The organism is Micromonospora sp. NPDC003944 (assembly GCF_053605225.1).
Window position 1 is genome coordinate 22045 of record NZ_JBSGIV010000052.1, and the last position, 15605, is coordinate 37649.

14 protein-coding genes and 1 pseudogene are annotated in these 15605 nt (G+C 69.5%); 11 read left to right on the forward strand and 4 right to left on the reverse strand.

Going from position 1 to position 15605, the window contains the following annotated elements:
- Positions 1-32 precede the first annotated feature (32 nt).
- The 4 genes from biuH to ACWER9_RS23360 all read left to right on the forward strand — a co-directional run bounded on the left by biuH (position 33) and on the right by ACWER9_RS23360 (position 3542).
- Positions 33-722 (forward strand): biuret amidohydrolase, encoded by a 690-nt coding sequence (gene biuH / locus ACWER9_RS23345; RefSeq protein ID WP_452303856.1) that lies wholly within the window; start codon positions 33-35, stop codon positions 720-722.
- A 9-nt stretch (positions 723-731) separates the two neighbouring features.
- Positions 732-1424 (forward strand): cysteine hydrolase family protein, encoded by a 693-nt coding sequence (locus ACWER9_RS23350; protein WP_452303857.1) that lies wholly within the window; start codon positions 732-734, stop codon positions 1422-1424.
- Positions 1425-1436: 12 nt separating this feature from the next.
- Entirely contained in the window at positions 1437-3065 is a 1629-nt protein-coding gene (locus ACWER9_RS23355; RefSeq protein WP_452303858.1) for a regulator, read from the forward strand.
- 81 nt (positions 3066-3146) lie between these two features.
- Positions 3147-3542, forward strand: coding sequence for an AtzH-like domain-containing protein (locus ACWER9_RS23360; protein ID WP_452303859.1), 396 nt, complete (start codon positions 3147-3149; stop codon positions 3540-3542).
- Here the strand turns inward: ACWER9_RS23360 and ACWER9_RS23365 are convergent.
- Entirely contained in the window at positions 3535-3831 is a 297-nt protein-coding gene (locus tag ACWER9_RS23365) for a hypothetical protein (protein WP_452303860.1), read from the reverse strand. The genes ACWER9_RS23360 and ACWER9_RS23365 overlap by 8 nt on opposite strands.
- A gap of 210 nt (positions 3832-4041) precedes the next feature.
- Here ACWER9_RS23365 and ACWER9_RS23370 point away from each other — a divergent pair, with 210 nt between their 5' ends.
- From ACWER9_RS23370 to ACWER9_RS23395, 6 genes are all read left to right on the forward strand, one after another.
- Positions 4042-4668, forward strand: coding sequence for a maleylpyruvate isomerase N-terminal domain-containing protein (locus ACWER9_RS23370; protein ID WP_452303861.1), 627 nt, complete (start codon positions 4042-4044; stop codon positions 4666-4668).
- Positions 4669-4953: 285 nt separating this feature from the next.
- Complete coding sequence (locus ACWER9_RS23375; protein ID WP_452303862.1) at positions 4954-5709, forward strand: ABC transporter ATP-binding protein; 756 nt, start codon at positions 4954-4956, stop codon at positions 5707-5709.
- On the forward strand, positions 5706-8246 hold the full coding sequence (locus tag ACWER9_RS23380) for an ABC transporter permease (RefSeq protein ID WP_452303863.1): 2541 nt from the start codon (positions 5706-5708) through the stop codon (positions 8244-8246). Before ACWER9_RS23375 ends, ACWER9_RS23380 begins: the two co-directional genes overlap by 4 nt.
- 109 nt (positions 8247-8355) lie before the next feature.
- On the forward strand, positions 8356-9573 hold the full coding sequence (locus ACWER9_RS23385) for a sensor histidine kinase (protein WP_452303864.1): 1218 nt from the start codon (positions 8356-8358) through the stop codon (positions 9571-9573).
- Positions 9573-10217 (forward strand): response regulator transcription factor, encoded by a 645-nt coding sequence (locus ACWER9_RS23390; protein ID WP_452303865.1) that lies wholly within the window; start codon positions 9573-9575, stop codon positions 10215-10217. Before ACWER9_RS23385 ends, ACWER9_RS23390 begins: the two co-directional genes overlap by 1 nt.
- A gap of 400 nt (positions 10218-10617) precedes the next feature.
- Complete coding sequence (locus tag ACWER9_RS23395) at positions 10618-11649, forward strand: DUF808 domain-containing protein (RefSeq protein WP_452303866.1); 1032 nt, start codon at positions 10618-10620, stop codon at positions 11647-11649.
- A 7-nt stretch (positions 11650-11656) separates the two neighbouring features.
- Here ACWER9_RS23395 and ACWER9_RS23400 read toward each other — a convergent pair whose 3' ends face one another.
- Positions 11657-11848 carry a hypothetical protein gene (locus tag ACWER9_RS23400; RefSeq protein WP_452303867.1) on the reverse strand — a complete coding sequence of 64 codons (192 nt, stop codon included), beginning with the start codon at positions 11846-11848 and terminating at the stop codon, positions 11657-11659.
- Positions 11845-12264 (reverse strand): hypothetical protein, encoded by a 420-nt coding sequence (locus ACWER9_RS23405; RefSeq protein WP_452303868.1) that lies wholly within the window; start codon positions 12262-12264, stop codon positions 11845-11847. The genes ACWER9_RS23400 and ACWER9_RS23405 overlap by 4 nt, the downstream gene beginning before the upstream one ends.
- A gap of 180 nt (positions 12265-12444) precedes the next feature.
- Here ACWER9_RS23405 and ACWER9_RS23410 point away from each other — a divergent pair, with 180 nt between their 5' ends.
- Complete coding sequence (locus ACWER9_RS23410; protein WP_452303869.1) at positions 12445-14706, forward strand: alpha-L-fucosidase; 2262 nt, start codon at positions 12445-12447, stop codon at positions 14704-14706.
- Positions 14707-15087: 381 nt separating this feature from the next.
- On the opposite strand, the pseudogene ACWER9_RS23415 reads toward ACWER9_RS23410, so the two are convergent.
- A pseudogene (locus ACWER9_RS23415) lies at positions 15088-15600 on the reverse strand (SMI1/KNR4 family protein); the annotation flags it as partial.
- Between the last annotated feature and the right edge of the window lie 5 nt (positions 15601-15605).

Consider the following 15605-nt stretch of genomic DNA (forward strand, 5'->3'; position numbering starts at 1 on the left):
AGACAACCGCGATGACGACAGGAGGCGAGAGGATGGGCAGCATCGGACCGGTCCCGGCCAACCCCTATCCGTGGCCGTACGACGGCGTGGCGGACGCCGCGCGTACCGCACTGCTCTGCATCGACTGGCAGACCGATTTCTGCGGACCGGGCGGCTACGTCGACGCGATGGGTTACGACATCGGGCTCACCCGGGCCGGTCTGCCGGCCACCGCCCGCCTGCTGGAGCACGCCCGCGCGCTCGGCATGCTCGTCGTACACACCAGGGAGGGGCACGATCCTGAGCTGTCCGACCTCCCGGCGAACAAGCGGTGGCGCTCGGCGCGTATCGGAGCCGAGATCGGCTCGGCCGGCCCGGCCGGTCGGATCCTGGTCCGGGGCGAGCCGGGCTGGGAGATCGTGCCCGAGGTCGCCCCGGTGGCCGGCGAGGTGGTCATCGACAAGCCGGGCAAGGGCGCCTTCTACGCCACGAACCTCGACCTGGTGCTGCGGACCCGGGGCATCACCCACCTGATCCTGACGGGCATCACCACCGACGTCTGCGTGCACACGACCATGCGCGAGGCGAACGACCGTGGGTACGAGTGCCTGATCCTGTCCGACTGCACCGGCGCCACCGACAAGGCCAACCACGACGCGGCGCTGCACATGGTCACCATGCAGGGCGGCGTGTTCGGTTGCGTGACCACATCCGACGACGTCATCGCCGCCATGGCCGAGTGAGGTGGGACAGTGCTGACAATCGCCGCCGCGCGACCCGGCCCGTACGCCTTCGACATCGCCACCACGGCGCTGCTCGTCATCGACATGCAGCGCGACTTCCTGGAACCCGGCGGGTTCGGTGAGAGTCTCGGCAACGATGTCGGCCAGCTGCGTCGCACGATCGCCCCGCTCGCCGCGTTGCTCGCCGACGCCCGCGCCGTCGGTCTGAGCGTCCTGCACACCCGCGAGGGGCATCTTCCCGACCTGTCCGACTGCCCGCCGGCCAAGCTCAGCCGTGGGGCGCCGAGCCGCCGGATCGGTGACCCCGGGCCCAACGGCCGGATCCTGATCCGCGGCGAGTACGGCCACGACATCGTCGACGAGCTGAGGCCGCTGTCCGGCGAGCCGGTCATCGACAAACCCGGCAAGGGTGCCTTCTACGCCACCGCCCTGGACGCCGTGCTCGCCGAGCGGGGCATCCGCAGCCTCCTGGTCGCCGGGGTCACCACCGAGGTGTGCGTGCACACGACCGTCCGGGAGGCCAACGACCGCGGGTACGAGTGCCTCGTGCTCGCCGACTGTGTCGGGTCCTACTTTCCCGAGTTCCAGCGGGTCGGTCTCGACATGGTCGCCGCCCAGGGCGGCATCTTCGGCTGGGTCGCCGACTCGGCGCAGGTGCGCGCCGTGCTGCCCGCCACCCCCGTGTTGCAGCCCTCGTCCTGACCGGGAGTAGTCATGGCCTCGACCACACCGACAGTCGCCCCGCTCCCGTACTGGGTACGCGGCGACACCAACGCATTCTTCGGCTTCGGCGTCAACGTCCTGGTCAACGTGCTCACCCTGACCGGGCTCTGCCTCGGTGTGGTGAACCTTCCCGAGGGGGAGGTGTTCGGCACGATCCTGCCGGCGCTCGGCATCGCCCTGGTCGCCGGGAACATCTACTACACCTACCTGGCCCGCCGGCTGGCCCGACGGGAGAACCGCACCGACGTGACCGCCCTGCCGTACGGGCCGAGCGTGCCGCACATGTTCATCGTCATCTTCGTCATCATGCTGCCGATCTACCTGCGTACCCAGGACCCGGTGCGGGCCTGGGAGGCCGGGCTGGCGTGGGCCTTCATCATCGGCGTGATCGTGCTGATCGGCGCGTTCGTGGGGCCCTACATCCGCCGGTACGCGCCTCGGGCCGCGCTGCTCGGCACCCTCGCCGGGATCTCCATCACCTTCATCTCGATGAACCCGGCCGGGCAGATGTGGCGGATGGCCTGGGTCGCCCTGCCCGTCTTCGCGCTGCTGCTGATCGGCCTGCTCACCGACGTGAAGCTGCCGTTCAACTTCCCGATCGGGCTGGCCGCGCTCCTGCTCGGCACCGCGATCGGCTGGGCCGGGGGCGCGATGTCGGTGCCGGACGTCACGGCGGCGGCCCGGGACATCGCGTTGGCCGTACCCTCGTTCAAGCTGGACCTGCTCGGCGCCGGGCTGGCCGACATGGCACCCCTGCTGGCGACGGCCATCCCGCTCGGCGTCTACAACTTCACCGAGGGCATGACCAACGTGGAGAGCGCGGCCACCGCGGGAGACAACTACAACCTGCGCAGCGTGTTGCTCGCCGACGGCGCGGGCGCGGTGGTCGGGGCCGCGCTCGGCTCGCCGTTCCCACCCGCCGTCTACGTCGGGCACCCGGGCTGGAAGGCGGCGGGCGGACGCAGCGGCTACTCCATGGCGACCGGCGTGGTGATCGCGGTGCTGTGCTTCCTCGGCATGTTCGGGCTGCTCGGGGCGATCTTCCCGACGGCGGCCATCGTGCCGATCCTGCTCTACATCGGGCTGCTGATCGGGGCGCAGGCGTTCCAGGCGACGCCCCGGGCGCACGCTGCCGCCGTGGTCGCCGCGCTGATCCCGAACATCGCGGCCTGGGCGACCGGTCAGATCGACAACGCCCTTGCCGCCGCCGGCACCACCGCCGCAGCGGTCGGTGACGACGCGCTCAACGGCGCCGGGGTGATCTACGACGGGCTGCTGGTGCTCGGTCAGGGCGCGATCCTCGCCGGGCTGGTGCTCGGCGCGGTGGTGGTCTTCATCATCGACAGGCGCTTCGTCCGGGCCGCGATCTTCGCCGGCTCCGGTGCGGTGCTGTCGTTCATCGGGCTGATTCACGGCGAGCGGATCGAGTGGAACGCCAACGGCCAGGTGGCACTGGGCTATCTCTTCGTGGCGGTGATCTGCGCCGTCTTCGCGCTCGGCCGCCCGACGCCCCGCGAGCCCGACCCGGAGGAGGTCGAACCGGACCAGCAGCCCGATCGCGCTGACCCCGCCAGCGAGCGGACGGACACCGACCGGGAAGCGTCCGCGCTGCCCGGCTGAGTGGGCGGGCCCGGTCGCGAGGTAGCGGCTCCCGACCGGGCCGGCCGACACCCGACCCGACGGATCGAAGGGACGTACCGGATGGAGATCGACCGGGCCGACGTCGTCGCCGAGGTGGCGGCGGCCTTCGCCGACTACGAACGGGCGCTGGCCGACGGCGACGCGGACCGGATCTGCGCGTACTTCTGGGATTCCGACCGGACGGTGCGGTTCGGTCTCGCCGACCACCAGTACGGGCTGGACGAGCAGCGCAAGTGGCGGGCCGCGCAACCGCCACCGCCGGCCGGTCGCCGGCTGGTGGACCCGGTGGTCACCGCCTTCGGCGGGGACCTCGCGGTGGTGACGACCCGCTTCGGGTACGCCGGCGGCGCGCCCACCGGGCGGCAGACCCAGACCTGGGTACGCCTACCCGTCGGCTGGCGGATCGTCACCGCCCACGTCTCCGTTCCGGACTGCCCGGTGCGGGAAGTTAGTTGATTCGGTGGGCGCTGTAGATGTACATCGTCGGTGAGCCAGCAGCCCGGTACCACAGGAGGCCGGCTGCACTGGTGCAGCGGCCGTTCATCGCGTAGGTGTAGTCCGAGTAGGCGTACCCAATCAACGGGGATGTGCTGCTGTAGCCGGAGCGGAACGGTGACCCGTCCGCGAACCGCATCAGGATGGTCGAGGTGGTCGTGCAACCGGCGGCAAGCGCGGGACTCGGCGCGGCCAGCACGCCGAGCGGGAGCATGGCGGCTGTCGCCAGCGCCAGCAGTGATTTCTTCAAGACCTGGCCTCGCTTTCTCTGTTGGGCTGTGGTCGGCACTGAGCGTATGGGTGCCAATTCGGCGATCGCCACGGTCGGGGTGTGCGCGCTTGTCCGAGGTTGTACGAACACTCATTACCGCCGGGGCGGATCTCCTGACGCCCACGTACTACCCCTCGCGGGCAGGAGCACCCATGACAACAGGCGCCCGCGGGGCATAGCGTGCACTCGATGATCCGACGCGCCTTTCTCGACGCCGCCGAGACCGCCGCAGTTCTGCTGCGCGAACCGATACTGGCCGAGCGGTGGTCCACGCCCAGCGCGTTGGCCGACTTCTCGACGGCCGGCCTGGCTCTCCATCTTGCCTACCAGGTAACTCACACGGTGACCTTCCTCGCCGCCGCGCCAGGACAGTCCGCGATCTCGGTGCTGGAACACTTCGCCGGCAACACCTGGGTGACGTCGGGAGTTGGCAGCGCTGACAACATCGGCATCCGGCACCGCAGCGAGCAGGCAGCCGCGTCGACGACCGCCGCGGATCTCGCGGACATGGTCGACGCCGCCTTGACCGAGCTGCGGGCCGTGGTGCCAGCACAACCTCTCGACCGCATCGTTAACCTCGGTGACTGGGGCCTGAGGGTCGATGACTTCCTGTTGACCCGAGTCATGGAGTTGGTCGTGCACATCGACGACCTAGCTGTCAGCCTCAACTTGCCGACGCCATCGATGCCGGTGGCAGCGGCCGAAGCGACGATCCATCTGCTGAGCAGCCTCGCCGCCTGGCGACACGGCTCCCTGGACCTGATACGCGCGCTGGCGCGGCAAGAACGAGCTCCCACCTCGATCGCCGCCCTCTGAACGCCGGAGGCCCTCCCGGATCGCCGTGAAAGCGCGCCGTCACCTGCTGCTGACAAGGCGCGGCGATCGGTGTGCTCTTGACGGCCTACCTGCCCCTCGGCCGATCGGTCCTGCCCGGCTGGTTGTACGGCGGAGACAAGTTCGGTGAGGACGAGTTCCCGCGTACAGCCTGCCGAGCGGGCAGCTTGTCACCACGCCGAACCTCTGACGGTAGGGGTTTCCCCACCACCATGATCATGGGTCGCCGTGTGTTCCGCGAACGCCCTCTCGATCAGGCTTCTCACCATGCGAAACAGCGGTATGACTATGACGGCCGGCGGCTTGGTCGTCGAGGTGCTCGACGTGACGAAGACCTATCCCGGCGGAGGTGGCGCCCGAGCGTTGGATGGTGTGTCGGTCGCGTTCGGGGCCGGCTCGTTCTGCGCGGTGATGGGACCATCGGGCTCGGGCAAGTCGACGCTCCTGCACTGCGCGGCGGGCCTCGATCGGCCCGACAGCGGCCGGGTACTCCTCGCCGGTGAGGACATCGGCGGCCTGCGTGAGCCGCAGCTCACTCAGGCACGGAGGCGGCGGGTCGGGTTCGTCTTCCAGTCGTACAACCTCATGGACTCGCTGTCGGTCTGGCACAACATCCTGCTGCCGCAGCGGCTGGCCGGGACGAAGCCGGACCGGGACTGGGCGCGGGAGGTGATGCGCCGGGTCGGGCTCACCGGACGGGAGAACGACCGGCCCGGCCAACTGTCCGGCGGTCAGCGCCAGCGGGTCGCGCTCGCTCGTGCCCTCGCCAGTCGACCGGAGGTCATCTTCGCCGACGAGCCGACGGGTGCGCTGGACCTGTCGACCGGCCGTGAGGTGCTCGGGCTGCTGCGCGAGGCGGTGGACCGCACCGGAACGACGATCGTCATGGTGACGCACGACCCGTCCGCCGCCGCGTGGGCCGACCGCGCGGTGTTCCTCGCCGACGGTCGGATCGTCTCGGAGCTTGCCGACCCGACCGCCGAGAAGGTCGCGGCGCAGATGATGGCGGTGACCGTCCGATGATCCGGCTCGCTCTCGGCACGCTTCGCCAGCACCGCGGTGCGTACGCTGGCACGTTCTTCGCCGCGCTGCTGGCCGTGGCGCTGCTCGCTGGCGGCGGTCTACTGCTTGCCTCCGTGCTCACGGCGAAGCCGCCGGCCGACCGGTTCGCGGCGGCAGCGGTCGTCGTCTCAGGCGACCGCGACGTCACCCTCGAGAAGGTCACCACCAAGGACAAGAAGGACAAGGTCAAGGTCAAGCGCAAGGTCAAGTCCGAGCGGCTCACTGGCGCCGGCTCGCTGCCGCTGGATCTTGCCGGCCGGTTGGGCGACCTCCCGGACGTGACCACCGCGGTCGCGGACCTCGCCTTCCCGGTGCAGGCGCGCACACCGGACGGCCGTCAGTTGCGCGGCGCCGACGACGCTCCCGTGATCGGACACGGGTGGGCCTCGGCACCGCTGACCCCGTACGCGCTGCGCGCTGGCGAGGCGCCCAGCCCGGGACAGGTCGTCATCGACGCCGACCTCGCCAACCGCTCGGGTACCACGGTGGGCGGACGTCTCGTCGTCACCACGAAGACCGGCGTCCGCGAGATGACGGTGTCCGGCGTGGCCGCGCCGGCCGGGCGGGACGGGCTGCCGGCTCAGGGTGCGTTGTTCGTCGCCGACAGCGAGGCGGCGTCGGTGTCGGGACTGCCCGGCCCGACCGCGGTGGCCGTCCTGGTCAACCCCGGTGCCGATCTGGTCGCACTTCGGCGCGCCGTCGAGGGGGCCGCCGGTGAGGCGCCGGTCCTGACCGGGGTGGACCGGGTCAAGGCCGACCTGCCCGGATCCCTGCCGGACTACATCGGTCCGATCTCGATGTTCGGCTTCGTCATCGGTATCACGGCGTTCTCGGCCATCTTCGTGCTCACGGGCACGGTCACGCTCGGCGTACGCCAGCGTCTTCGCGAGTTGGCCCTGCTGCGCACCTCCGGCGCGACCCCCGGTCAGCTACGCCGCCTGCTCGGCGTGGAAAGCGCCCTGCTCGCCGGGCTCGCCGCGCTGCCGGGCGCGCCGTTGGGTGTGGTGTTCGCCCACCTGGTGGCCGCCCGGTTCCGGGACCTGGGCGCGGTGCCGGCCCAGTTTGGCGTACGGACCAATGTGCTCGTGCTCATCGCCGCCGCGGTGGCGGGAATGGTGGTGACCTTCATCGGTGCCCGAATCGCCGGCCGCAGAGCGGTGCGGATCGCTCCGACGCAGGCGCTCGCCGAGACCGCGAACGCACCGACCGGCGGCTTCGTCCTGCGGACTGCCATCGCGGTGGTGACCACCGCCGGTGCGGTCGCGCTGCTCGTCTTCGTCCCGCTCGACGGGCCGCTCGGCATGGGCATGAGCTTCGTATCGTCCGCACTATTGCTCTGCACGGTCGCGGCCCTCGGCCCGCTGCTGATCCGGGTGCTCACGACACCGGTCTCCCGCCTCGTCGGCGCCGGAGGCGCCACCGGATGGCTGGCCGGACTGGTCACCCGAGCCGAGCCGCGTCGGGTCGCGGCGGTCGCGGTTCCACTCGTTCTCATGTTCGCGATCAATGCCACCATGCTGCTCAACACTTCCCTGATCGACGAACTGACCGCGCAGGAGCAGGTGGACCGGACGGCATCCGCGACCGCGCAGGTGACCGCGCCGGGCGGGCTTCCACTCGGCACCGTCGAAAGGCTCGCCGCCCTCGACGGTGTGACAGGTGCGGCGGCCACGCTGCCGACCCGCGCCATCGTCGAGCAGGGCGGCAAGCCCGAGGACTACGTCACGCAGGGGCTCCTGCTGGCCGGCACCGAGACCGCGCTCGACCTCGACCTGCGCGCCGGGACGCTGCCGGGCACGGGGACGTTCGCCGCCAGCGAGTACATCGTCGACCAGTACGGATGGCGGTTGGGCGACGACGTGCGGATCTGGCTCGCCGACGGTCACCAGGTCAACCTGCGACTGGCCGGGGTGTACGCCCGAGCCCGTGGTTTCGGTGACCTCGCGCTGCCCGCGGCCCTGGTGGCGGCACACGACCCGCGCGGACTGGTCAGCACGGTCGGGTTGCGCTACAGCGGCGACGTACCGGATCGGATCGCGGCCTCGTGGCCTGACCTGCGGCTGACTCCCACGCTCGGCGCGGCACCCGCCTCGGACGCGCAGAACCAGCAGGGCGCCTGGGAGCTCATGGTGATCATCTCCCTCGGCTTCACGGCGATCGCGGTCGTCAACACCTTCGCCATCGCCACCGCCGCGCGTCGTCGCGAGTTCGCCGACCTGCGGCTGGTCGGGGCGACGACCAGGCAGCTGCACCGGCTCCTCGGACGCGAAGCGATGATCACGGTCAGCGCCGGGTTGGCGCTGGGCGTCCTGGTCACCGCGATCGTGGTCGGTGCCTTCAGCACCGCGCAGGACGGTACGTTACGGGTGTTCGTCGATGCCGGCACCTACCTGGGGATGCTCGGTGGTGTCGCGGCACTGGGGTTGGTCGCGGGTGCCCTACCGGCCCGAGTCCTGCTGCGGCGCCGCAGCCTGCCGGCCCTGAGCGACGGACGCTGACCGTGCTCCCCACGAGTCGCCGCTCGGACCCGTCCTCCGTATCGTCGGGGGGCGGGTCCGGCCGGCGGCCATCGACTGGTGCCGGCGTGCTGCGGGTACGATCGCCGCGATGATCCGCATGACGGCGTGGGCGCTGGCGTACCTGGTCAGCAGCCTCGTCGCCGGCTTCGTCGGCCTTGCCTGGGTCCTGGCATCCATCCTCGGTGTCGGTCTGCTGGCGATCACGCAGCTCGGCGGGCCAGCGTTCCTTACTGCCACCTGGGTGACCCGGCGCCTCGCGAACCTGGAACGGTGCCGGGCACGCTGGGTGCTCGGCACCGCAATCGCCGCGCCGTACCTACCGAGCCAGGGCCGCACCATCCGGCAACGGATCAGCGCCGTCGCGGTGCAACCGGCCACGTGGCGAGACCTGGCCTGGCTGGTTGTGCTCTTCCCGCTGGGCCTGGCCGGCGGCATCGCGGCCACCGTGGTCACTGTCGTCCACCTCGCCGCCGTCGTGGCACCGCTGTGGGCGTGGGCGGTACCGAACCCGCACGCCCCGTTTCCGATGCGCCCGCTCATGACGACCGTTCCGGGCCGATTCGGCCTGACCGTCCTCGGCGTGCTGCTGTTGCCGGTGACCGCGTGGCTCCTGCGAACCGCTGGACTGGCCCAGGCCAAACTGGCCCGGGCACTGCTGGCTCCCGGCGCGCATCGGCACCTGGTCGAGGAAGCTGCCCGTCTGGCCCAGACCCGCCGACGGGTCGTCGATGCCCAGGCGGCGGAGCTGCGTCGGATCGAGCGGGACCTGCACGACGGCGCCCAAGCCCGAATCGTCGCTGCTGGCATGACGCTGGCACTGGCGGCCCGCAAGCTGCGAACCGGCGCCGCCGCCGTATCAGACGTCGAGCTTGCCCGCCGGCAACTCGACGACGCCCTCGCCGAGCTGCGCCGGCTGGTACGTGGCATCCACCCACCGATCCTCACCGACCGGGGCCTACACGCCGCTGTCGCCGCCCTAGCCGGCGACAGCCCGCTCGCCGTCGAGATCCGCGGTGACCCCGATGACCGTTACCCGGCGGCGGTCGAGTCGGCGGCCTACTTCGTCATCGCCGAGGGGCTTGCCAACGCGGGCAAGCACACCGACGCCAAGACCTGCGTCGTCAGCCTCACCCGGACCGCCGTCAGCGTCACAGTCACCCTCACCGACGACGGGCAGGGCGGCGCCGACCCGACCGGATCCGGACTCGACGGTCTGCGCCGCCGCGTCGAGGCACTCGACGGGCGACTCACCATCACCAGTCCACCCGGCGGTCCCACCGTCCTGTCCGCGGAGCTGCCCCACTGATGCGCATCGTGATCGCCGAGGACCTGCTGCTGCTCAGGGACGGCATGGTGCGGCTACTGACCGACACCGGCCACACCGTCGTCGCCGCCGTCGACACCGCACCCGCCCTGCTGACGGCCGTCACCGAGCACCGACCAGACCTGTCCATCATCGACGTCCGGCTACCACCCGGCTTCCGCGACGAGGGACTGCGCGCCGCGCTGACGCTGCGCGCGACCGACCCGGACACCAAGGTGCTCATCGTCTCCCAGTACGTCGAACGGGCCTACGCCGTGGAGTTGCTCGCAGACGGTCGGGGTGGTGTCGGTTACCTCCTCAAGGACCGCGTGACCGCCCTCGACGACTTCCTCGACGCGGTGGAGCGGGTCGCCAACGGTGGCACCGCCCTGGACCCGGAGGTGGTACGGCAACTGTTCACCCGTAACAGCCGCAACCACGGGGTCGACGGGCTCACCGCACGGGAACGGGAAGTACTCGACCTCATGGCGCAGGGACTGTCGAACGCGGCCATCTGCGCGGCGCTCGTCCTCGCGCCGGTTTCGGTGGAGAAGCACATCACCAACATCTTCGCCAAGCTCGACCTCCCTCCGGCCGAGGACGCCAACCGGCGAGTCCGCGCGGTCCTCGCCTACCTCAACCACTGATACGAACAGGTGACCCACCCTGTCCGTGGGTCGACCCCGCCGGCCGCGCTGGGCAGTGCGGGCGGCGGGTGGGGGTGCATGGTTGCGGCGGCGATGTCGACGCCAGTCGACGATGAGGTCGCGCGCGTGACCCGGCGCTACCGGGAGCAACTCCGGGCAGGGTCCCGCGCAGCCGCGGAGCGGGCCGGCGGTCCTGGGCACGCTCACCGTAGCCCGAGCCGACCGGGACGGTGCCGAACTCGCCATCCACCGGGAAGCGTTGCGGAAACTCGTAGACGGTTGGCGCGGCCGTAGCAGTGCCTCCACCGCCTAATACGACCGGGCGGTGTCGTGCCGCGCGCAGGGACCTGAGCGAGAATAGGTCAGTTCGAATTCTGCGCAACCCTGGAAGGACCCTCCCTTGGCCGGTGGACTCGTAGCCCTGCTGGATGACGTGGCGGTGCTGGCCCGTGCCGCTGCCGCGTCGATCGATGACATCGGGGCGGCCGCCGCGAAGGCCGGCGCCAAGGCTGCGGGCGTGGTCGTCGACGATGCTGCCGTCACGCCGCAGTACGTGCGGAGCCTGGCGGCCGAGCGCGAGTTGCCGATTGTCAAGCGCATTGCCGTGGGGTCGCTGCGCAACAAGTTCTTCATCATCCTGCCGGCGGTGCTGCTGCTCAGTCAGTTCGTGCCTTGGCTGCTCACTCCGATCCTCATGCTCGGCGGCGCCTACCTCTGTTATGAAGGCGCGGAGAAGGTGTGGGCCAAGATCGCCCATCACGGTGCCTCCGGCGCGGGCGAGGAGACGGTGCAGGACGAGACGACACTGGTGTCCGGGGCGGTACGAACCGACCTGATCCTCTCGGCGGAGATCATGGTCATCAGCCTCAACGAGGTGATCGATGAGGCGTTCTGGTCCCGCCTGGTGATCCTGGCTGTCGTCGCCGTTGTCATAACCGTCCTGGTGTACGGCGTGGTGGCCCTGATCGTGAAGATGGACGACGCCGGGCTGCGCCTGTCGCAACGTTCGGGCACCGTCGCCACGTTCGGTCGCGGTCTGGTCAGGGCGATGCCGATGGTTCTCACCGTGCTGACGGTGGTCGGCACCGCGGCGATGCTGTGGGTGGGCGGGCACATCCTGCTGCTCGGCACGAACGAGCTGAACCTGCACTTCCTGTACGAGGCCGTGCACCACGTGGAGGTCGCCGCCCACGACGCCACGGGTGTTCTCGGCTGGCTCGTCGGCTGGCTCGTCAACACGGTGGCCAGCGCGATCCTCGGGCTGATCGTCGGAGCGCTGGTCGTGCTGGTCATGACTCTCACGCTCCACCGCCGCAAACCCAAGGCTGCGGCTGCGACGGCCACGACTCGTACTGACGGCACCATCCCCGCGCCGCCGAGCCGTGCAGCTCGGCGTCTCGACGCTCCTACGGACCGAGCGCCGCGCGGTTGACCGCAAATCACCGCCACTCGGCCACGGGTTCGAGTGTGATGTCGCGGTACCAGGTGTCGTACCGCCCGTCGAGGAATGCCAGCATTCGACGGGCCGGCATCGCGGGTAACGCCAGTGGGCGCAGCTCTTCGCTGGTCAGGGCGAACGCCGTCTGCCACGATGTCGCGCCGCCCGCCTTGGACCCGCCCGATCCGGTCAACCGGGTCGAGCGGGCAGGTCTGCTTCTCCGGTTGCAATGCGGCTCGGCCGCAGACCTCCGCGCCCTGCTTCAGGTTTGACGTCAAGGATCAGGACGGCGCCGGCAACGCCGACGACCAGATCGCTGGCCCAGGCGTTGCCTGCGGACAGGACGGAAAGCTGATCATCGGCACCGCTGTGGGCCGGGTGAGTCTGCTTTACCAGCTCTTCCGAATTCTCGTCAGCCACGACGAACTCTGAACCACACCCGCCGAGGCGCGGCCGCGGCGAAAGCTGTCGGCCGCGCACCTGCTCGTGAGCCCAGGAAGCGTGGACGCCCACCTGTGCGCCATCTTCCGACAACTCGGCATCACCCTTGCGCCGGCAACTCACGGGCCGACCCGCCTCGGTGCGTGACCTGACCGGCAGCCGCAACATTCATTCCCTGATACATCCGACATCCGGGAAGCCGAGCGACGAGCCAATCCTATCGATTGCCGTGGCTAAAGGTGTCAAAGTGGACATTCATGGCATTGACGTAGACCGATGGCAGAGCTTAACGTCAGATGTTCGAGTTGCCCGCCCCGCCACCCATCACCCTGCCCTGGAGGGATCCCCATGTCCCGTCCCCCGATCACCCGTCGTACCCTGCTGTCCGCACTCGGCGTGGGAGGAGCCGCAGCCGCCGTCGGTGCCAGCGGGTTGATCCGCGCGATTCCCGCCCACGCCGCCATTCCCGGGCCGACCAGCTACTCCGCCACCTGGGATTCGGTCGGCCAACACCCGCCGGCGGCCGAGTGGTTTCAGGACGCCAAGTTCGGCATCTACTACCACTGGGGCGTGTTCAGCGTCCCGGCGTTCGCCAACGAGTGGTACCCGCGCAACATGTACAACTCCGGCTCGGGCGAGAACAACCACCACCGCAACACCTACGGCGACCCGTCGGCCTGGCCGTACCACAACTTCATCAACGGCGCGTACGACCGGTCCGGCCGCTTCGTGCAGTTCGCGCCGAAGCTGAGGTCGGCCGGCGGCAACTTCGACCCGGACGAGTGGGCGCAGCTGTTCGTCGACGCCGGCGCGAAGTTCGCCGGGCCGGTGGCCGAGCACCACGACGGCTTCTCGATGTGGAACAGCCAGGTCAACGAGTGGAACTCGGTGGCCAAGGGCCCCCGGCTCGACCTGCTGCGCCTGCATACCGACGCGATCCGCGGCCGAGGGCTCAAGGTGTTGGTCGCGATGCACCACGCGTTCAACTTCACCGGCTTCTACCAGTGGGTGCCACAGCAGTCCGACTCGAGCCTGCGCAAGCTCTACGGACAGCTCGGCACGACGGCGCAGGAGCAGCTCTGGTACGACAAGCTGCGCGAGGTCATCGACCAGGCCCAGCCGGACCTCATCTGGCAGGACTTCGACCTGCGCCGGATCAGCGACGCGCAGCGGCTGAAGTTCCTGTCGTACTACTACAACCGGGCCGTCGCCTGGGACAAGGAGGTCGTCGCCACCTACAAGGACGGCCTGGAGAACGGCGGCACCGTCTACGACTACGAGCGCGGCGGGCCGGCCGAGATCCGTAACCCGTACTGGCTGACCGACGACAGCATCAGCAGCTCCAGTTGGTGCTACACCGTCGGCATCGGCTACTACTCCCTGAACCAGATGCTGCACTCGCTGATCGACCGGGTCAGCAAGAACGGCACCATGGTCCTCAACATCGCGCCGACGGCTGACGGCACCATCCCGTCCGGCCAGCGCACCATCCTGCTCGGCATCGGCGACTACCTCGGCCGCTTCGGCGAGTCCGTCTACTCCACGCGCGCCTGGTCCGCCTACGGCGAGGGACCGACCAAGATGGGCGGCGGCTACTTCGTGGCGCCCGTCGCCGGCAACGCGCAGGACATCCGGTTCACCCGCACCAAGGACAACCGCGTCCTGTACGCGACGATCCTCGGCTGGCCGGGCAGCTCGGTGACCATCACCACGCTGTCGTCGAACCGAATCAACCTCAGCACGTTGACCGGGGTGCAACTCCTCGGATCGACCGCCGGCAGCTACCTCAACCTGCCAACCCGCACCCAGGACGCCTCCGGGCTCCGGATCACCCTGCCATCGTCGAGCGCTCCGTTCAGCGCACCCGCCTACGTGGTGAAGCTGACCTTCTCCGGCACCATTCCCACCCTCGGTGGTGGATCCACCCCCACGGCGGCGCTCGGGGTGTACGCCGACGTCAACTACGCCACCGGGGCTGCCCTCGCCGTCGGCAGTTACACCGCCGCCCAACTCCAGTCCGCCGGGATCGGGCTGCGCAGCGTCTCCTCGGTCCGGGTGCCGACCGGACACCAGATCATCGGGTACGCGAACGACAACTTCAGCGGCACGAGCTGGACGTTCACCGCCGACAACCCGGACCTGCGCAACACCGGCAACAACGACGCCATCGCCTCCCTGCGAGTGACCTTCAACCCCGCGACATATCAGCGGATCACCAACGTCACCAACGGTCTCGTGTTGGACAGCGGTGGCAACGTCGCCACCGGATCGCCGCTGAAGCAGTGGAGCTGGGACAACAGCACCAACCTCCAGTGGCAGATCGTCGACCTGGGCACTGGCTTCTACCGGATCGTCAACCGCACCAACGGCATGGTCGTCGACGGCTACGGGCTGACCACCAACGGGGCTGCCGCCCAGCAGGCCCCCTGGAATGGCGGCAACAACCAACAGTGGCAGATCACCGACCAGGGCAACCGGCGCTACCGCATCGCCAACCGGACGACCGGACTGGTGCTCGACGGCGGCAGTCAGGTCGCCTCCGGCTCCCCGGTCAAACAGTGGAACTGGGACGGCAGCACCAACCTACTGTGGACCATCACCGCAGCCTGATCACCAGCGGTCTCGCCCGCGCGTGCCTCCCGCTACCTTCAGCGATTGCGGGAGGCACGCCCAGCACACCATCGTGTTCGTTCGGGACGGAGCATCGAGGTAGTCCTCTGAACTGCCGGAAGCGCATCGCCATCATCGAGAATGACGGCGGATCGGACGTGCGTTGGGTCGGCAACCAGGCTGGCGTTTCGCGTACGTCGGAGTGGTCTGTCGTGCCCACCAACGGTGACGTCGCGCTGCGGTGGTCTCCGGCGGAATGCAACGGCACCATGTCGGTGCGGCACAACTGGTTCTGGCAACCCAGCGATACCTGCGAGCCCACTGCGCTCCGGGGTCGCCGCGCGGCTGGCGGGTTGCGATCAGTCGTCTCCATCGAACTCGGTTTTCCTCGACGAGGCCAGCCAGGAAGGTTTCGAAGTCGGGGGCGAGGACGGTGACCTTGTAGTTCCACTCCTGATCGACATGTACGACACTCGGCTCTCCAGGGGACCGGTAGTCGAGGGCGATCATGTCGTGGCCCGCCGAGGGGCAGTCGGCGATGTAGACACCAATGTCGGGGTAGCCCCACTCCGCTATCCAGAACGCGTTGCCGAGTTCGCCGCACAGGCTGAAGGGAGCAGTCCGACCGATCGCCGCCAGGGTGTACACCCCCACGTAGTTTGCGGACCAGGAGGTTCGGCTGGGCGAGGGATGGGCGTCACGGGCCAACATTCCGCCGTTGTGTCGCTGGGCCAGGTCGACGTACGCAGCAGGTAACTTGCGCCCGAGCTGCGCCTCCACCTCACGCAGGACCTCGTCAGTGAGCGGGCTTTCCAGCGGACCCGAGGCATCGAAGACGATCATGGGATCGAGCACGTGCTTACGGTAGTCGCCCAGCGCCGGTTGCCCGAGCATCACGC